Here is an 18,541-nt window from a genome sequence, read left to right as displayed (position 1 = left end):
CCGAGTGAGAATTTTCCAAAAAAAAAGAAAAGGTAGGGTAAGCCCATACCCATCAGCTAAGATTTTGAAGTATCCTCAAAGCAAATTTTTTCTCTATATTTATTTATGAGAATTACATTCATTTTTTGTTTTGGGGAACAATCAATTTTTCACTTACATGCAGGAATTACATACTTACCAAATAAATCTAAAGATGAAAGTACTTTATGATGTTCTAATCCACCAAAATTCATTACTGCCATAAAATTCGTAACACCTATTTCACGGTAGGACTGAATTTGTTTAATAACTTCATCAGGACTTCCTATTACTGGATTGAATTGATATTTAAGGTCTTCATATGAAATATTCGTCCCACGCGGAGTATTCATAAATCGTTGATACGGATCTTTCGCATTAGATTCAGCCTCTGCATATGTTTCACCAACATGAACATGAAATGCAACAGGGATTTCCAGCTCTTCTGGATTACCGTGTCCTGACTTTAGATACGTATTCTTGTAAGTATCAATCAGCTTTGCTAATTCATCTCGTGATTTACTAAACCCAAGCCCCATGAAATTGTTTCCCATACTAGCAACATGACTAACACCTGTTTCACTAGAGGTTGCAATCCAATGAGGCGGAAACGGAGCTTGTATGGGCTGAACACTAAGTTTAAGGTCTTTGTATTGATAAAAGTTCCCTTGATGAGAAAAAATCTTGCCTGACCATGCCTTACGTAGCACTTCTAATGACTCGTTAAAACGCTCGGTTTTGACCTCCAATGAAATATTATAGCCATCAAATTCCTTCTGTGCATATCCACTACCTAGCCCTAAATCTAATCTTCCGTTTGATAAAAGATCAACCATCGCATAATCTTCAGCAACTCGTATAGGGTTGTGTAATGGCAGTACTGAAACACCCACACCGAGGCGAATTCTATTCGTTCTTTGAGATACCGCAGCGAGCAGAACTGCTGGCGAAGGATTAATACCAAAATCTGAGAAGTGATGTTCTGCAAACCATACCCCATCAAAATTCACTTCTTCAGCCCGAACGGCTTGCTCTAATACCTCATTATAGAATTGTATAGGTGTTCGGGATAATCGATTGGGGTAATTATCAAATATGGTTAATGTACTAAATTTCATTTAATATCGCTCCTGATACTTTATATTCATTTCTATATTTCATAGATCTTTTACATAAAATCTAAATGGTATTATTAATATTCTAGTTATCCGAATCATTCCACTGACGGCTTATTTCTAGCCCATAATCCATATCGTAAACTTCTTTTATAGCTTTAACTTTTTCAAGACTTTCATCGCTAAACACAGGTTTATTTTCAAAAGAATGTAGAACGATTCTTTCAAGAAGAACGCCTAGTGAAATATCATGATACTCTGCCATCGCTTTCAAAACTTTTACCATTCTTTTTTCCATCCTAATACCAGTTTGCACACGTTCAACTTTAATTTTTGTGTTTTTTCATTTATTTGTTCATTATTTTGTTTCATAATTTAACACCCTTAATGTAAAAACGTTATTTTGTTACCTTGATAACAATGTATCATTATAACACCGATGTATATTTTGTCAATTGTGTCATTTTATTATTGGTTAAACATAATAGATTCTCAACCTATTACTATTATTAAGATAATGTAAACTTGTATCCATATAACAAAAAAACGCTATTCTTTTTATAGAAAGACACAAAAAGGATGGCGTTTTTAATATAAATTTATCGATTTCAAATGAACTAGTATTAGTTTTTAAGGACATACAATGATATATGACGCCTAATAATTTGAAGTGATTAGTTAGAAAGATTTGTTTCGTTTAACAAACTAGTGAATATATTTCACAAAAGCTAGTATACCTTTGTGTTTCATTTAGCCAAAACATAGCTCATTCTTCATTAACCCAACCTTTCAGTCTTTTAGACGCTAACAAAGCTATTTATATGAGTATAGAAGCACTCAGCCAACACTGTATACCAACTATTTTCGTTATTAGATTCTATAAATTTGAAATTTTCTTCACATAAATTCAGCTTAATGTGTATGAGGGAGAGGCCAAATCTATTCTTTATTTCTTTTTTACTTTTATACGATACGATAAGCACTCATGTAAAGAAGCTTGCTCTTTATATCGCAATTTTTCAAAATCAAATGCTCCCCCTGGGAAGAATCCTACAATACTTAAACCTGCTTTAGTACATAAATCACTAATCTCTTCAAGTGTATAACAACGTAAAGACTGTGTTACAATCTCATTAGGCTGATTAGGGTTCCACCAATGATCTAACATTCTTTCATTTATACTATCATATTCATATTTTCTCATAGCTGAACTTAATGGCATTTCTTGTCCACTTACCTTTTTCCAATACAAAGGTTGATAAATATCAATAAGTGCACATCCATCTTCCTTCATCCAATCTTTAATCCGTTTTAGTAGAAACAATTGCTCATCATTTGTTCCTACACCAAATCCATCTAAATAACTAACCACATCAAATTTTTCCTCAAAGTTAATTTGATAAAAATCTCCACAATGAATGGCAATATCACTACTAGAATGTTCTTTTGCAAAGGAAACCAACTCTGATACAAGTTCAACAGTTGTCATTCTCACATGTAACTTAGACATCGCTCGTGCAAATCCACCATTCCCTGCACCAAGTTCCAACATCGTTTGAAACGGATATCCAACTTGTTCTTGCACCTCTTTAGCAACCTGCTCTATCCAGCTTTCTGTATTTACATCATAATTCGACAGTTCAAATTGTTTTTGTAAAATTCCTTCACATTTAATTCGTTCATTATTATTCTCCTCCTGTAATAGTTTTTTCTACTACAGGTTAGAAACTAAATTTCTGATACCCATAATAATCCCCTTTCACTTAACACTACCATTTCAAAAATAGTAAAATATTCCCTTTAAACTACATTTAATATAATATCAAAATAAACTGAATATTACAACCAAACTCCTTGCAACTTCTCTATTACATGATACTATCTATAAAGTATGTTAAATAACTAAACTTAAATACTCGAAAATGGAACGTGCTTTCTTATTAAAAGATTAGGCAATGCCTCTTTAACATGTCTTATTACTTTGCGCAAAATTGTAACATCCTGCAGCTGCTCGTTATATTCTTCTAATTGCATCAAATACTCATAATTACTTTGAAATATTTTACTTTTTAACATTCCGTTCAAATCCATAACGAGAAAAAGTGTTAACACAGATAAATATTGTCTCTCACCTTCCAAAGATCTTTGTCTTAAAAAAGTAAAAATTTGATCTTTCGTTTGAAGACAATTATATTTTTTTTGAAAAGATATACCTAATACACGCTTTTCGATTATCTTTATTTGCTTTTTATGCTGTATACACTCCAGTACTGAATTATACAGTTTGTGAGTTAATTGTTGTTTACTGCAAATCATCATTAACCATACTTTTATACCATGCTTATCTCCTAAATGCTCTGTTGCATCTAAAGTTTGTTGCAAATAAGAAATATTTGATGTCTTATCAGTTCTCCGTATATTAAATTCATGGTCTATGTAAATAAATTTTTGAAGATATAGTTCTAACAAAATATTTATCATTATTAACATTTCTATATTAGATTGATAAGGAGTTTGTATCGTTCCTGTATCATCATCTATACTTAATAAAAAGAAAAATTCAGGTATTGTTAAACTTTCCATTTGTCATCACCTTCCTTTAGTCAAAACTTTTATTTAAATATATTCACTGTTTAGTTCGTAAGTCCTCTTGCCCTATTAATGAACTAATACAGGATCAGGACAAAAAGTAACCTTGACACTAAAAAACAAATAAGACCCGAATAATGAACATTTTACAAAGCGTTCACTACCCAGGTTTTATATTACTCATAACTATAAGTATTTTTTATTTTTCTCTTTGATACTCCATCCAATCACCAAAATCAATAATCTTCTTCAACATCTCTTTATCCTGAGCAACATACACATATGCATGTATTTCTTTACCAGCAAAATATACTGTTTGCGTTATCCGGTCATATAAATCAGTCTCTGCATTACCTGTATATTCTTCGAGTTCATCTAACTTTTGCAAAACCTCATCATCTACTTCGTAAACTTCCCCATATACCTTTTCCCCGTTTGAACAAATCATTGCCGGATATCCTTCATTAGTATCAAATAATTTACCATACGTCCATGCTTCCTCTGCGATGCATGTTGCATCTTGCATATAATGAGCATTCGTTTGCTCTTTTCTTAACGTGCCATACACAAAAACGTGATGCATATATCCCTATCCCCTTTATATGTCTCTACTTTCTTATTTGTAAATAAGCACGAATCATAAAGTAACTCACTTCATCTGGAAGCTGTTCTTTAATAGATTTCAAACCGCCTTCTGCATTTTGTACGGCAGTTTCAATTAGAGCTTCATACTCTGCTGGAACAAAGCTGTTCCAGTCTACTTCCATACCATCTTCAAAGCAACGGATTAAATGGTTTTCAATCGTTTGTCTCGATAACCCACGTTCCTTTGCAACCTCATTTAAATCAATACCTTGTTTATACATTTCATATGTTTCTAAATGAGAATTCGCTGAAGCTTTTCCTGATTTTTTACGCTCTGAAACAACTTCCGTCTTAATTGTTTCAGCATAGTTTGGATTATCCTCAATGAAGTGCTGAACTGCTTGTAAGAAGTGAGACCCGTACTTCACAAGTTTGTGTTCTCCGATTCCTTTTACAGTTAGGAGTTCGGAGTCACTTTGTGGCATTTTTGCACACATATCTTTTAACGTTTGGTCAGAGAAAATAACGAACGGAGGTACACCTTCTCCTTGCGCAATTTCTTTACGCACTTCACGAAGCACTTCAAATAAAGGATGGTCTTGAACAATTTGTCTCGTTTCTACTCGTTCTTTGCGTAAAACATTCACTTTACCAAGTAGTGCTTCTTTCCCTTTTTCCGTTACTTTTAATGTCGGATATGTACCATGTTCAACTGCAATCAACTCGTCTGAAATTAAAAACTCAATAAACTCACTGACTTCTTTTACACTACGGTTTGATAAAAGACCATACGTTGGCAAAGTATGAAAATTAAATTCAATGACTTTCTTATTTTTCGATCCCGTTAATACTTGTGCAATCATTTGTTTTCCGAATCGTTGGTTCGTCCTGATCATACAAGATAGAACCATTTGTGATTCTCTCGTTACATCAATACTTTCACGGTCGTCCGTACAATTACCACAACGGCCGCAATCTTCCTTCGGTTCTTCTCCGAAGTATTGCAAAATAAATGATTGTAAACATTGTTCTGTATGACAGTAATCGGTCATATTTTGCAATTTTTCAAGTTCGTTTGAAAAACGTGATTCTCCAGTTGATTGATCGATTAAAAAGCGTTGTACTTGCACATCTTGAGAAGAATATAACAAAATACATTCACTATCTAATCCGTCACGACCAGCACGTCCTGCTTCTTGATAGTAACTTTCCATATTTTTAGGAAGTTGATAATGGATTACGTAACGAATATTCGATTTATCAATCCCCATTCCGAACGCGGATGTCGCTACCATAACGCTGATTTCATCTCGTAAAAAGAGTTCTTGTTGTTCATTTCGATCGTGATCGCTCATACCAGCATGATATTTCGATACCGAAACTCCTGCTTTCCCTAAATCTTCATATAACTGATCGACTACTTTTCTTGTAGCTGCATAAATAATCCCAGATTCCTTCTGATTTTGACGAATATAATCGGCTAAATACGCATTACGATCCTGTCCTTTAATTACTGAAAATGATAAGTTCTCGCGCTCGAACGTTGTCATAATTGTATTTTCTTGATTAATTTCAAGCGTGCTACAAATATCATCACGTACTTGTGGTGTTGCTGTTGCTGTTAACGCTAAAACGAGCGGTTTTTCTGGAAGATAATCTAATATGCGATGTATATGTAAATAACTCGGGCGGAAATCATGTCCCCACTGCGAAATACAGTGCGCCTCATCAATTGCAATCATCGGGATTTTCATATCGATAAGTTGATCAACAAAATCCATAGAATCAAGTCGCTCAGGCGCCACATAAAGCAACTTATAATGTCCTTGTTTCGCCAATTGAATTCGTTGATTCGCTTCTGTAATAGAAATAGAACTATTAATATATGTAGCGGAAATACCGTTTTGTATTAATGTATCTACTTGATCTTTCATAAGTGAAATCAAAGGTGATATAACTAATGTCGTTCCTTCAAATACTAACGCGGGAATTTGATAGCAAATTGACTTACCACCGCCCGTTGGCATAATACAAACTGTATCTTTCCCATCTAATACATTTTTAATTGTTTCATCTTGTCCTCTTCGGAATGACGAATAACCGAAATAAGACGCTAAAAGTTCTTGTGCTTTTGTAAACAAAAAAGAGTCACCTGCTTTTCTTTATCTTTCATCTATTCCCATTATATCATCAAACTGATTCTCGCCACTTTGAATTTTATAAGTATTTGGGTTCTATTTTCTTCCTACGTTTTCCAACATAAAAAACAAATCTAGTACACAAGAAGAAAGAATTTCAAAATAAATATTCATTTAATTTACCTTCCTAGAATACTACTAATCGTATACATATGAATTTGAGGAGGTTAAATTATGAAGCGTCGTTACAATAATTCCAACAAACCTAAAGCGTCAAATAAACAACTCCAATTCTCTAATAAGGATGCGTGGAAATATGAATCATTTTATAAGTATCAGCCTTTATTTTCTTATAAAAAACTATTTAATTTCCTTTCTCAACTTTTTAGGCGTTAATACATGTGCCAAATATATATCATTCAAACAAATTTTCTCAACATATAACTTATAGACTTACTATAATACAGTTGTTATCCTATATAATAATCTGTTGGATAAACCCCTTATGTTGACCTGCTTAAATTAGCAGGTCTTTTTTATACTTATATATCGTAACCTGATTGAAAAGTCTTTTCTCCATTTTAGAACCCTATTCTGCTCTCCACAAATGATTATAATCCCAAAAAGCAAAATATAAATCCTTTACATTCATACAAGCAATTGATTTTTTTCTCAATACACAAAGTGAATTTCATTTGTTACTATGAAGTTACTCTAGATGAGTTTTTGCTCATCAACATTATCTAGTAAAAGGGATCTGCCGCGGGAAGCAGATTCCTTTTACTTTAAATAGTCCTCTTTTCATTTGGACACATTTACCAGGTTATTTCGAAAAAATTTTATGTTAATATTACGTAGTCGAGTCCGACATCTCGGCAATACCCTTTTTAAGGTCCTGCAATTTCCCTTGCAGGACCTCTATTATTTTAAAATTCTTTTGATTCATATATATCATAAGTGTGTTTTTTATTCCCCTTTAACTCTCTCCTTTTCCAACTCTCAAAAAAACTCTTGGACACGTAACTTAAAAATAACGTTTATCATATTGTGAGATATACATGTTCAAAGGAGTGTAACTATTTATGTATACTTATTGGCAATCGTATTACTCCCCTTATCATATTACTAATGGAAACTTTGATTCATTTGTACGAAATTACCGAGTTAGTAAAAACGAAAACTTTTTAAAAGGATATATGCGTTCTTTATGGGAACAACACGTCGCTTGGACGAGATTAGCTATTATAAGTATTGTATTTAATTTACCAGATGTTAATGTTACTGTTGGACGGCTTTTACAAAACGCAACACATATGGGACTATCACTTGAGCCCTTCTATGGCGAGAATGCAGTAAAGAAATATAGTGCATTAATTAAAGATCATTTAGTAATTGCAGCCGATCTTGTGAAAGCAGCAAAAGCTGGTGATCAAAATGCAGCTACCGCTATAGAGAAGAAATGGTACGCTAATGGTGATGAAATTACTGAATTTCTTAACAGTATCAACCCCTATATAGATAAAGAAGAATTCAGAAAAATGTTTTATGAACATTTAGCACTAACGAAAGCAGAAGCACTTGCCTTCCTAAATAAAGATTATGAAGCAGGAGTAAAACTTTACGATAAAATTGAAAAAGAAGCATTAGAAATGGCCGACATGATAACAGACGCAATCGTAAAACAATTTCCGCAAGTATTTCAATAATAAACCGATTTGTCTGCAAATCGGTTTATTATTGTTTCTATCTAGTTTACATTTTACACCTCTCCTCTTTACATTTAGCTTATATCGATATATTTTATTAATATCCGTTTTTTATAGGAGGAAATAGTTTGATTAACGCAATTGGTCTCGTATTTATCCTCACAAATAAGCACGAGAAAAAGAAAAAAGTTTATCTGAATGAAAAATTCGCATTAATAGACATTATTGATTCTAAAGAAGTATTTGATGATGACGGTAACTCATTAGTAGAACTAACATGTAAATACAGCATATACTTAGATGAAAAATACTACTGTAAATCTCTCGATGATTATACTGGGCAAGTATTCCCTTTCTTAAGCGCTAAAATAGGAAAGGGACTTCTTAGAAATTTAAATTATTACTTTTCTTACGTTGATGCCTATGATAAAAAACCACCTGTTAAAGAAATAAGACCTCTAATGAAACAAGTAACTAACAGATAGCGGACAGTATTCAAAAAGAAAGCACCTAACTTCAGATGCTTTCTTTTTTTGAATCAGTAACCCGCTAACTTTCATCTCCTTCTAAATATATGTACCCAAGCATACTTTAAAATAAAAACATTGGAGGATTAGGCTGAATGAAATATTCAGAATCAATCGTAAGTAAACGGCTTCGAAAACTTAGAACAGTTGGTGTATTTTTTATACTATTTTTAATCGCGTGGCTTGGATATACAAAATCCCTTTATGGAAATGGTTTTCTTTTAGAAAAGAAAAATTCAGTGGAAGTAATGAATACTAGCGTTACTGGAGAAATAGAAAAGAATTTCCATGTAAACTTACAAGGCTTTCGCAAAACGAACCTTGATACACTTATAGATGCTAGTAAAACTGATCCGAGTGAATTATCATTAATCGAAATTATTAACACATCTTGTTCTCAAGATTGCATAGGTGAACCTTCAACTTACGTAAAATCGAATCACGGATATATCTTTTATAAAGAAGCTAACGGTACCCATGTATCTTTAAAAATTAAAAAGCAAGATTCATGGGAAATAGAAAAAAAATCCGTTCAAAATGGAATTTAAAAGGTTCATACAAAAAAAGAGTACTTTACTTCAAAGTACTCTTTCAAAGAAATTTACCACTTACGGCATTTGTCATCATCGTCGTCACGTTTACGATTGCGACGGCAATCATCACAATCACAGTCACGTTTACGTCTACAACCACAATCATCAAAATCTCTGCGTCTACATCTACCAAACATTAAATCATCCCAAAATCTATTACAATCTCTACGTCTACAACCACAATTATTACACATGAATATGATTCCCCCTAATATAAAATAGAATTCATCATATCCTATGATTGAAAGTATAAAACGGCTTGTTTAATAGTCTAATTTAAATGTATAAATGTGATATAATTTGAATCAAGTACTAATTCATGCCTATATTTCCTGATGCCCTTCCACAGCCCCCTTCAACCTCTGCAACATATATCCAATTCCTTTACACCCTTCTAATGGATATGTAATGATTTCTTCTGGATATAGCTTCGTCACAACTTTTTTATGCTTCTTCCCTGCAAGTAAAACTATTTCATCAAACTGAAGTAAGCCTTTATCAATCATCTGTTGTTTTAATTGTTCTATGTTAATAATCTCATTACTCTTTGAATCAAATGCAAGATCATAGTTTTCCTTTACAATATCATTTGGCCTTAAAAATCCATGCTTTGCTGATAATATAACCCAATTCTCAAAAAACTCAGTTGCATACGCCTGACATGCTTTTCCGAATGGACTAATATATACATCTTTTGCCTCTGCCTCTCCGTAATCTGAGTACTTATCCCAAATTTTCTTCTTTCCGCATGGAATTATGCATAACCTTTTCATCGTTATTTCTTACCTCACTTCTATCTTTTTTATGAAATATAAAATTTTTCAGTACATTTTTTTACAGAATAATATATAATAATCCCGAAAGGAAAAATCACATTATTTTCTATATTTAGTTTGATTTCTTTTAGAACAGTTGATTAAGCATATATATTATTACATAAACACACCGTACTAAAGTCACTTTCATACAGCATACATACACCCCATCCTTTAGTGAGTTTGTGAAGAGTACAATTAATCTTCCAACCGCTATTAAATAGTACAATATGCAAATATATTATAAGAAGGAGGTGATTACGTATGAAAAATATACTCCCAGCATTATTCGCTTATATTATTGGTTGTATCATCGCGATTATCCTTCCAGCATCTGACGGCTATAATACTGTAGGTTGGAAATTCTTTGTTGGGCAAGCGTACGCAATACCTGTTTTCATTATTACTGCTATCATTACATTTTATATAAATAAAAAGCGATCTTATGAATAAACGATAAGAAGGATAGCTATTGCTATCCTTCTTTATTTCCATCCAATAGGATCGTCTATAACTTAATAATAAAAAAGACAAGCAGCCAATCCGACTACTTGTCCTTTCTGTTTATCCATACTCAATAATATTAAGCTTGGAATGTTTCTGTTAATACTGGTACGATTTGTTTTTTACGAGATACAACACCTTTTAAAGTAGCTGTGTTGTTTTCTAATGTTACGTTGTATGCTTTCTCAACAACGTTTGCTGCTTTACCGATCGCAAGACCGACAGAATCGTTAGTTAAGATATCAGTTACAACGAATAAGAATAGGTCTAAACCTTTTTCTTCTACTACGGTAGAGATAACTTTTTCAAGTTCCGCTTGGTGTACAAGAACATCGTTTGTATCAACAGCGTTTACTTGTGCGATTTCAACTTTCGCGTTACCCATTTGGAATTCTTTAGCGTCAAGGGAGATTAATTGCTCCATTGTTTTTCCGCTTAAGTCAGCACCAGCTTTTAACATTTCTAAGCCGTAGTTATCTGCATCTACACCAGCGATTTCCGCTAATTCGCGAGCTGCTGCTACGTCTTGTTCTGTGCAAGTTGGAGATTTGAATAGTAAAGAATCTGAAATGATTGCAGATAACATTAAGCCTGCAACTTCTTTACGAATTGCAACACCATTTTCTTTGTACATTTTGTTTAAGATTGTAGCTGTACAACCAACTGGCTCACAACGGTAGTATATAGGATCGCTTGTTTCAAAGTTAGCAATACGGTGATGGTCAATAACTTCTAACACACGAACAGATTCGATATCGTTAGCACTTTGTTGACGCTCGTTATGGTCAACTAAAATAACATTGTCCACTTCGCTTGAAACTGTCTCAACAAAACGCGGTCCTTCTACTTTAAAATAGTCTAACGCAAATTGAGTTTCACCGCTGATTTCACCTAAACGTACAGGCTCAGCATTCATTCCTAATTCTTTTTTCAATTCTGCATAAGCAATCGCAGAACAAATTGCATCTGTATCTGGGTTTTTATGCCCGAAAACTAGTACTTTTTCCATGTTTTCCACCTCTTCATGAAAAGGATATCTTAAAGAAGCAAATATGACAATATTTTAGACACATTTTTTTATAAATAATTGCAGTTTCTTCTATATTTTTCATCGTTTTCACAAAAAAAGACCATCTAAAATAATTTAGATGGTCAAAAGTTATCTTTTCGTTAAAATAAAGGTGGTACTTGCACTAAGTTGTTAAATGCGAAATTGGCAAAGGCAGTCTAATTATCGAATAGCCCTCTTCCTCTCAGATTTGCGGAAACTGGCTCCTTTCCTATTTCACGTGCCCATATAGATAACTGGCCGATATGGTGGATTTCATGGACAATGACATGACGTATTATCTCTCCGTGTGTACATTCAATGACTCTGCGCCTGATTGGGGCGTCTCTAGAGCTTATCGGTTCTTCATTGAAATCAGTTTCTGAAAGTTTCCGAGAATCCATTTCATTTGTCCAAGATGTCACAAATGGCTTCACTTTCTCGTGGTATTGATCCGAAAGATTTTTCACTTTTTGCAAGCTAGCATAATCTTCAAACAATGGCTCCTCAGGCACTGGTTCACCTCGCAAACCTAAAATCCACATATATTCCACATCTACAATGTGAAATAGGGTATGTAGGATGCTACCAAATCCACCAACCCGTTTCTTTAATAGTTCTTCAGCCGACATATCTTCGCACAATGTAAACCAATCATCACGAACTTGCCAGTTATATTGAAACAGTTTCAACATCACAACAACCTCCATTTTTTAGATTAACATTTTAATATTCACCAAATGACTTCAAAATCAAAATCTAAAAAAAACTGTTAAAACTCTGTACAGACTGTCCCTTTAAATTAAACATTCCAGATGAAGGTAAAGGGTCAAAAGAAAAACACTATTATACAGGGTTGTATCAAACATTGTTTGAAATTATCAATCTTTTTTTACAAATCAATACACAGACATAATAACAAACATGTCGTTTGAAATTATCCCTCTTTTCAAATAAAAAAACTAAATCATTTTATAATAAATTACCGTTGCATCTAGCTCACCATTTGGAGAAATTGCATATTCCGGTATTTTTCCAACTTCTCGATAGTCTAATGATTTGTACAATTTATTTGAAGGATCTCCTTCTCTAGTATCTAACACTAAAAGAGACCTATTTTCTTGCTTTGCTCGTTCCTCTGCTTTTTTCATAAGTGAACGTCCTATGCCGTTACGTCTAAAGTTTGGATGAGTCATTAACTTACAAATTTCAGCTCTATGGATTCCGTTTGGCTTTGTAACTAAATGTAATTGAACACTTCCTGCCACTTCATTGTTTATTTTAGCAACATACAATATCACTTCTGGTTCTAATACAGTTTGCCAATAATTTGTTGCTTCTTTTTGTTCAAGTGGAGGTAAAAAACCAATTGACGCCCCATCATCTACTACAGTTTTCAATAGTTTAGAAAGCTCTTCAATATCATTTTCTAGTTGCTTAATTTCTTCAATTACTAAATTTCGCATTACTTTTCCCCCTTTTATTTCATTGTAACAACTTTTAAAGAAGGAAAATTAAATTCTAAGATGAAATTATTAAATATATAATTTTTTAGAGAAAGGATACCTATATGAAATATATATTAGATAGGACATATGCAAGAGAATTACTCCAGTGGGCATATGAACAAAACCCAGGTCCGTGGTTCGAACATTCATGTAATGTTGCCCTTGCAACTGAAAAGATAGTTGTTGAACTTATTAATAATGGGTACGATCTAGATACTGACATAGCATACAACGCTGCTCTCCTGCATGATATAGGAAGATATAAAGGTTTTACTAAAATCTGTTATTCATTCCTATGATGGTTATATGTATATGAATAATTTAGGGTATACAGGAAACGCCATTATATGTGTGACGCATTCATTTCCTTGCAAAAATGAGCATTTAGATATCGCGGCAGAGTGGGGCCTTGTTCCTGATTATATGGAAAGCAGATTAATTGAAATATTGAATAAAAACAGTGACTACGACTTATACAATAAGGTGATTACCCTTTGTGACGCACTTGCTGATGCGGAAGGCTTTACTACTCTTGAAAAAAGATTGATTTCAGTTGGTTTACGACATGGAACAACCTCTCATTCCTCTTTACATTGGAAAGGTTTCTACACAATTAAGAATGAATTAGAATCATTAATCGGTAAGAGTATATACAGAGTTCTTCCTGACGTAGAGAAATCGATTTATCAAAATATGGAATATTAAATTACATACAACTTGAAAACGATAGAATTTGTATGTGTAATTCTAAAGAACTCATTGAAAAGTGGAGGGGTTAATTATTAGTAAAATAGGATTTGACTTAATAAATCATGAGGATAACTTTGATCTTGGCTATGCAGATATCGAGGAGATATCTAAGAGATGTAAATTTTCTAACTGCACTCATACAAATGAACCACACTGCGCAATTATAAAAGCTATTTCCAACGGAGTTCTTACAGAAGACATAATAAATAGTTATTATAGAGATAAGAATGAATTCGAATATGTATCTAAACAAAAAACAAAACAAAGGCCATTGACTATATGAAACAGTTAAAACTATTTCGAAAAGATTAGAATACAATAAAGTGAAACTTTAATCAGTGGGTGTTTTGTTCATCCCCCACTGATTACTAGTTGAACCAATCGGGCTTTTACAGGCAGTTGATCCCCATCTAACTTCTTTGCTTTCGCTGAATTTTAAAGCGGGGGCTTGCTGCCCGTTAATGCGGGATAAAAAGTCTCCCCTTTTCATTTAATTTTAAGGAGAGACTTTTTATATTTAAAGATTTTAATTTTGCTGCACACTCTTACATTAAAGTCGTTTCTTTACAGTTAAATAGAATTTACCCGCTTAAAAAGATTGAATTTTCAGTTTTTAAACCCTAAAATTTCACACTATCATCCACTGTTACTTTTTCAGTAGAGTTTTTTCTTTCAACTTCTTTACTTTTTTCTTCCCAAAATGTTAAACCTTCAATTCCCACATTTTTAGGATCAAACACTGGATCTTTCCCTTCTTTTTTCTGTGCTTCATAATCTTTTAACACTTTTAATGCGATTTTACTTAATAGTAGAATCGCGATTAAGTTTAACCATGCCATACTACCGATTCCTAAATCTCCAAGGTTCCATAATAGCGACGCTGATTCTACGCTACCGATATAAACCATGATTAAAAACCCAATTTTCAATACTGGTTTTAACCAGCTATATTTGAGGTCACGATCTAAATAAGTAAGCGTCGTTTCCGCGATATAGTAGTACGCGAGTAAAGTTGTAAATGCGAAGAAGAAGATTGCGATTGAAATAAATATTGGACCAAATCCTGTCATAACAGTTTCAACTGCTTGTTGTGTATAAATTGGACCTGCATCTACATTTCCTATATTCTTTACAATAGCGCTTTTCCCTTCAGGTATTACATTATACATACCTGTTATTAAAATCATAAGCGCTGTCGCTGTACATACAACAATTGTATCGATATATACAGAAAACGCTTGAACTAACCCTTGTTTTGCAGGATGCGATACTTCAGCAGCAGCGGAGCTATACGTCGCTTCTCCAACACCAGCAACATTTGAAAATACAGCACGTTTTACCCCCCATGCAATTGCTGCACCGACGATTCCGCCAAACATTTCATTTACACCAAAAGCACTAGAGAAAATTAATGCAAACATACTTGGAATTTCCGTTACATTCGCAATTAATACGATACATGTAACAATTACATAACCAATTGCCATAAATGGAACAAGCATTTGCGAAACGCCGGCAATTCTCTTTACGCCACCAAAAATGATCACTGCTAATAATATAACTAATAATATACCAGTTATATATTTGCTAATACCATTAGAATTTTCAAATCCAACTGCGATACTACTAGATTGAATACCTGGTAATAAAACGCCATATGAAAGTGTTACAACGACCGCTACAATGACTGCAAACCATTTCATTTTTAAACCTTTTTCAATAAAATATGGTGTACCGCCGCGATATTCATTCCCTACTTTACTCTTATACACTTGAGATAATGTTGATTCAACGAACGCACTAGCGGCCCCACATCCAAAATACAGCTCCAGGCCCGCCAAAAGCGATAGCTGTCGCTACCCCTGCGATATTACCTATTCCAACCCTACCTGATAAGGCTAAACAAAACGCTTGAAAGGATGATATTCCCGTCTCCGAGCTCTTCCCTTCAAATAATAGTTTAATCATCTCTTTAAAATAACGAATTTGTAAAAACCGAGTGGCAATTGTAAAATACACTCCTGCTCCTAATGCGAAAACAACTAAACCAATACTCCATACTTGCCCTACTAACCATTCTACTAACTGCTCCATCCAAATCCCCCTTATAATTCTTTTGAAAAAGCAATTTTATATATAAGAAAACGGACAACCTTTTTCATACCTTCCAGTTGTCCGCATCTCTTACTATATTATATTATCCCACTATTTGCAGGCAGTAAAACTCCTCACTGAATAGCGTTTCACTTTATATTTACCCAAACACTTTTCACTTCTGTATAATTATCAAGTGCATATGAACCTAACTCACGTCCAATACCTGATTGTTTATATCCACCAAATGGTGCAGCTGCATTTTCTAAGTTATAATCATTAATCCACACTGTTCCTGCCTTTAATCTATTAGCAACTTGATGTCCAGTTTTAATATTTTGTGTCCATACCCCAGCAGCAAGCCCATATGAAGAGCAATTTGCTCTTTCAATTACTTCTTCTGTCGAATCAAATGGAAGTACAACGACAACTGGTCCAAAGATTTCTTCCTTAACAATTGTCATATCATCAGTAACATTTGTGAATACTGTCGGCTGAACAAAATAACCTTTTTCAAATGCACGCTCACCACCAGCTGCAACAGTAGCACCTTCAGCTCTTCCTTGTGCAATGTAATTTAGCACACGCTCTTGTTGTTTTTTAGATACGAGTGGACCCATTTCTGTATCTGTTTCCATCCCGGCTCCAAGTTTAATATTATTTGCCCTTTTTACAAGCTCTTCTACTACAGTTTCATAATGCTTCCGATGAACAAATACACGGGATCCTGCACTACAATTTTGACCATGATTATACATAATGCCTTGGAATGCACCGTTAATCGCTTCTTCTAAATCAGCATCTTCTAAAATGATATTTGGTGACTTACCACCAAGTTCTAAAGTTACATGTTTAATTGTCTCTGCAGATTGACGCATAATATATTTCCCTGTAACTGTGGAACCTGTGAAAGCTACTTTATCAATATCATGATGGTTTACAATTGCAGCTCCTGCTTCTTGGCCGAAACCTGGTACAAAGTTTACGACACCACTTGGAAAACCAGCTTCTTTAAATAGCTTCGCTGTATATAATAAAGATAAAGGCGTTTGCTCTGCAGGTTTTAGTACAATGGTACAACCTGTCGCAAGAGCGGCACCCATTTTCCAAGAAGACATAACGAGCGGAAAATTCCACGGAATAATTTGACCAACAACACCAACTGGTTCATGGCGTGTGTAATTTAAATAATCTTTTGAAATTGGAATGGTTTGCCCGATAATTTTTGTAGCCCATCCCGCGTAATAACGATAATTTTCTACAGTCGCTGAAATATCATCATCAAGTGCTACTTGATATGGCTTCCCATTATCTAAAGCCTCAAGCTGTGCTAATTCTTCTCTATGTTCTTCAATTAAATCTGCTAATTTATAAATAAGATGTGCTCTTTCAGCAGTAGTCATCTCTGCCCACGGGCCTGATTCAAAAGCAAATCTTGCCGCTTTTACTGCGATATCAACATCTTCTTCTTGTGCTTCACATACGACCGCTAGAACGTCTTCTGTCGCTGGATTGTATGTTTCAAATGTCTTCCCACTAATAGAAGGGACAAATTCGCCATTAATGAACATTTTAATTTCTTCATTTAAAAACGCTTTCACTTTTGGTTTCAGCTCAATGTTTGTCGTTAACATATATGCTCTCCTCCTTTTTTAAACAGCTGCATGAGCTGCAATTTCTGATAAAATCGTTTGAAGCTTTTGATCTTCTCCTTCAGTTAATCCTAATCTCGGATAACGTGAAGGCCCTCCGACTTGCCCGTGTAATTCCATTGAACGTTTAACGATTTGTACATATTTCCCAGACCCTTCAAGAAACTCACAAAGAGGTAAAATAGCATCGTTTATTTCCCATGCTTTTTCTAATTCACCATTTTGAAAATGCTCATACATTTTCGTAACGAGACCTGGAACGATATTTCCAGCCACTGAAACCCATCCCGTTGCACCAACTAAATAAGATTCCATAACTAAATCTTCAGACCCACAGAAAACTTGAAAAGCACCTTCGCCTTGTCTTACTAAATCTCTCGCTTTTCGAATATCTCCGCTAGATTCTTTAATATGTGTAACATTTTCACACTCTTTTCCAATACGGAGCATTAGCTCTGTACTCATATCAACACCAGAAGTAAATGGGTTATTGTATAACATTATTGGTATATTTACAGCGTTTGAGATTTCTTTAAAATGAAAATAGATTTCCTCTTCCTTCGGTTTACAATAGTAAGAGTTTATAATTAATGCACAATCCGCTCCGTGCGCTTCTGCATGTTTCGTATATTCAATCGTTTCTTTCGTCGTCTCCGCAGCAGTTCCAACAATGACTGGAATACGGCCATCAACTTCTTTTAATACTGTTTCTACCATGTTAAATCGTTCTTCTTTTGATAAACTAACAAATTCTCCCGTACTTCCATTAATAATAATTCCAGCTACTTTTTTCTCAATAAAGTAGTTTACGTTTTGCTTTACACCTTTCCAATCAATCTCTTGAAACTCATCCATTGGTGTTATTAATACTGGAAATGCCCCTTTAATATTTTGCATCT

Annotated in this window: 16 protein-coding genes and 5 pseudogenes; 7 read left to right on the top strand and 14 right to left on the bottom strand. The window is 34.0% G+C overall.

Going from position 1 to position 18,541, the window contains the following annotated elements:
• Positions 1 to 149 precede the first annotated feature (149 nt).
• The 6 genes and pseudogenes from CDB3_RS10410 to recQ form a co-directional block, all read right to left on the bottom strand.
• Positions 150 to 1,136 (bottom strand): LLM class flavin-dependent oxidoreductase, encoded by a 987-nt coding sequence (locus tag CDB3_RS10410; protein ID WP_128854412.1) that lies wholly within the window; start codon positions 1,134 to 1,136, stop codon positions 150 to 152.
• 82 nt (positions 1,137 to 1,218) lie between these two features.
• A pseudogene (locus tag CDB3_RS10405) lies at positions 1,219 to 1,505 on the bottom strand (hypothetical protein).
• A gap of 574 nt (positions 1,506 to 2,079) precedes the next feature.
• Positions 2,080 to 2,816 (bottom strand): annotated as a pseudogene (locus CDB3_RS10400) (class I SAM-dependent methyltransferase).
• Positions 2,817 to 3,041: 225 nt separating this feature from the next.
• The gene (locus tag CDB3_RS10395) at positions 3,042 to 3,716 is read right to left on the bottom strand and encodes a hypothetical protein (RefSeq protein WP_128854411.1); all 675 of its coding nucleotides are present in this window, start codon (positions 3,714 to 3,716) and stop codon (positions 3,042 to 3,044) included.
• A 205-nt stretch (positions 3,717 to 3,921) separates the two neighbouring features.
• A complete protein-coding gene (locus CDB3_RS10390; protein WP_128854410.1) occupies positions 3,922 to 4,305 on the bottom strand; it encodes a gamma-glutamylcyclotransferase family protein in 384 nt (127 codons plus the stop codon).
• 25 nt (positions 4,306 to 4,330) lie between these two features.
• Positions 4,331 to 6,448, bottom strand: coding sequence for a DNA helicase RecQ (recQ, locus tag CDB3_RS10385; protein ID WP_128854409.1), 2,118 nt, complete (start codon positions 6,446 to 6,448; stop codon positions 4,331 to 4,333).
• A gap of 231 nt (positions 6,449 to 6,679) precedes the next feature.
• On the opposite strand from recQ, the gene CDB3_RS31625 reads away from it, so the two are divergent.
• From CDB3_RS31625 to CDB3_RS10370, 4 genes are all read left to right on the top strand, one after another.
• Positions 6,680 to 6,841, top strand: a complete 162-nt coding sequence (locus CDB3_RS31625; RefSeq protein WP_179139689.1) for a hypothetical protein — start codon at positions 6,680 to 6,682, stop codon at positions 6,839 to 6,841.
• 686 nt (positions 6,842 to 7,527) lie between these two features.
• Positions 7,528 to 8,151 carry an acetylglutamate kinase gene (locus CDB3_RS10380; protein WP_128854408.1) on the top strand — a complete coding sequence of 208 codons (624 nt, stop codon included), beginning with the start codon at positions 7,528 to 7,530 and terminating at the stop codon, positions 8,149 to 8,151.
• A 128-nt stretch (positions 8,152 to 8,279) separates the two neighbouring features.
• Entirely contained in the window at positions 8,280 to 8,636 is a 357-nt protein-coding gene (locus CDB3_RS10375; protein ID WP_128854407.1) for a cytoplasmic protein, read from the top strand.
• Between the two features lie 137 nt (positions 8,637 to 8,773).
• Positions 8,774 to 9,226 (top strand): hypothetical protein, encoded by a 453-nt coding sequence (locus CDB3_RS10370; protein WP_128854406.1) that lies wholly within the window; start codon positions 8,774 to 8,776, stop codon positions 9,224 to 9,226.
• Between the two features lie 53 nt (positions 9,227 to 9,279).
• Here CDB3_RS10370 and CDB3_RS10365 read toward each other — a convergent pair whose 3' ends face one another.
• Positions 9,280 to 9,465 (bottom strand): hypothetical protein, encoded by a 186-nt coding sequence (locus CDB3_RS10365; protein WP_113734882.1) that lies wholly within the window; start codon positions 9,463 to 9,465, stop codon positions 9,280 to 9,282.
• 129 nt (positions 9,466 to 9,594) lie between these two features.
• The gene (locus tag CDB3_RS10360) at positions 9,595 to 10,044 is read right to left on the bottom strand and encodes a DUF6884 domain-containing protein (RefSeq protein WP_128854405.1); all 450 of its coding nucleotides are present in this window, start codon (positions 10,042 to 10,044) and stop codon (positions 9,595 to 9,597) included.
• A 306-nt stretch (positions 10,045 to 10,350) separates the two neighbouring features.
• On the opposite strand from CDB3_RS10360, the gene CDB3_RS10355 reads away from it, so the two are divergent.
• A complete protein-coding gene (locus CDB3_RS10355; RefSeq protein WP_128854404.1) occupies positions 10,351 to 10,539 on the top strand; it encodes a DUF4017 family protein in 189 nt (62 codons plus the stop codon).
• Between the two features lie 130 nt (positions 10,540 to 10,669).
• Here the strand turns inward: CDB3_RS10355 and ppaC are convergent, their stop codons facing one another.
• The 3 genes from ppaC to CDB3_RS10340 form a co-directional block, all read right to left on the bottom strand.
• A complete protein-coding gene (ppaC, locus tag CDB3_RS10350) occupies positions 10,670 to 11,599 on the bottom strand; it encodes a manganese-dependent inorganic pyrophosphatase (RefSeq protein WP_128854403.1) in 930 nt (309 codons plus the stop codon).
• A 218-nt stretch (positions 11,600 to 11,817) separates the two neighbouring features.
• Complete coding sequence (locus CDB3_RS10345; protein ID WP_128854402.1) at positions 11,818 to 12,333, bottom strand: DinB family protein; 516 nt, start codon at positions 12,331 to 12,333, stop codon at positions 11,818 to 11,820.
• 267 nt (positions 12,334 to 12,600) lie between these two features.
• The gene (locus tag CDB3_RS10340) at positions 12,601 to 13,104 is read right to left on the bottom strand and encodes a GNAT family N-acetyltransferase (RefSeq protein WP_128854401.1); all 504 of its coding nucleotides are present in this window, start codon (positions 13,102 to 13,104) and stop codon (positions 12,601 to 12,603) included.
• A 104-nt stretch (positions 13,105 to 13,208) separates the two neighbouring features.
• Between CDB3_RS10340 and CDB3_RS10335 the strand changes: the two are divergent.
• Both CDB3_RS10335 and CDB3_RS32280 read left to right on the top strand, forming a co-directional pair.
• Positions 13,209 to 13,851, top strand: a pseudogene (locus tag CDB3_RS10335) (HD domain-containing protein).
• A 61-nt stretch (positions 13,852 to 13,912) separates the two neighbouring features.
• A pseudogene (locus CDB3_RS32280) lies at positions 13,913 to 14,208 on the top strand (hypothetical protein).
• 308 nt (positions 14,209 to 14,516) lie between these two features.
• Here CDB3_RS32280 and CDB3_RS10325 read toward each other — a convergent pair.
• The 3 genes and pseudogenes from CDB3_RS10325 to dapA form a co-directional block, all read right to left on the bottom strand.
• A pseudogene (locus CDB3_RS10325) lies at positions 14,517 to 15,990 on the bottom strand (alanine/glycine:cation symporter family protein).
• A 149-nt stretch (positions 15,991 to 16,139) separates the two neighbouring features.
• On the bottom strand, positions 16,140 to 17,624 hold the full coding sequence (locus CDB3_RS10320; protein WP_128854400.1) for an aldehyde dehydrogenase family protein: 1,485 nt from the start codon (positions 17,622 to 17,624) through the stop codon (positions 16,140 to 16,142).
• 18 nt (positions 17,625 to 17,642) lie between these two features.
• On the bottom strand, positions 17,643 to 18,539 hold the full coding sequence (gene dapA / locus CDB3_RS10315) for a 4-hydroxy-tetrahydrodipicolinate synthase (protein WP_128854399.1): 897 nt from the start codon (positions 18,537 to 18,539) through the stop codon (positions 17,643 to 17,645).
• Positions 18,540 to 18,541: the final 2 nt, after the last annotated feature.

This window comes from Bacillus sp. CDB3 (assembly GCF_002081505.1).
GTDB lineage: Bacteria > Bacillota > Bacilli > Bacillales > Bacillaceae_G > Bacillus_A > Bacillus_A cereus_AT.
This window is presented reverse-complemented; position numbering and strand designations above follow the sequence as displayed.

Bases quoted from the DNA above. Each gene is read 5' to 3' on its own strand.
- CDB3_RS10410 (WP_128854412.1), bottom strand. From the start codon at position 1,136: ATGAAATTTAGTACATTAACCATATTTGATAATTACCCCAATCGATTA.
- CDB3_RS10395 (WP_128854411.1), bottom strand. From the start codon at position 3,716: ATGGAAAGTTTAACAATACCTGAATTTTTCTTTTTATTAAGTATAGAT.
- CDB3_RS10390 (WP_128854410.1), bottom strand. From the start codon at position 4,305: ATGCATCACGTTTTTGTGTATGGCACGTTAAGAAAAGAGCAAACGAAT.
- CDB3_RS31625 (WP_179139689.1), top strand. From the start codon at position 6,680: ATGAAGCGTCGTTACAATAATTCCAACAAACCTAAAGCGTCAAATAAA.
- CDB3_RS10380 (WP_128854408.1), top strand. From the start codon at position 7,528: ATGTATACTTATTGGCAATCGTATTACTCCCCTTATCATATTACTAAT.
- CDB3_RS10370 (WP_128854406.1), top strand. From the start codon at position 8,774: ATGAAATATTCAGAATCAATCGTAAGTAAACGGCTTCGAAAACTTAGA.
- CDB3_RS10365 (WP_113734882.1), bottom strand. From the start codon at position 9,465: ATGTGTAATAATTGTGGTTGTAGACGTAGAGATTGTAATAGATTTTGG.
- CDB3_RS10360 (WP_128854405.1), bottom strand. From the start codon at position 10,044: ATGAAAAGGTTATGCATAATTCCATGCGGAAAGAAGAAAATTTGGGAT.
- CDB3_RS10355 (WP_128854404.1), top strand. From the start codon at position 10,351: ATGAAAAATATACTCCCAGCATTATTCGCTTATATTATTGGTTGTATC.
- ppaC (WP_128854403.1), bottom strand. From the start codon at position 11,599: ATGGAAAAAGTACTAGTTTTCGGGCATAAAAACCCAGATACAGATGCA.
- CDB3_RS10345 (WP_128854402.1), bottom strand. From the start codon at position 12,333: ATGTTGAAACTGTTTCAATATAACTGGCAAGTTCGTGATGATTGGTTT.
- CDB3_RS10340 (WP_128854401.1), bottom strand. From the start codon at position 13,104: ATGCGAAATTTAGTAATTGAAGAAATTAAGCAACTAGAAAATGATATT.
- CDB3_RS10320 (WP_128854400.1), bottom strand. From the start codon at position 17,624: ATGTTAACGACAAACATTGAGCTGAAACCAAAAGTGAAAGCGTTTTTA.
- dapA (WP_128854399.1), bottom strand. From the start codon at position 18,539: ATGCAAAATATTAAAGGGGCATTTCCAGTATTAATAACACCAATGGAT.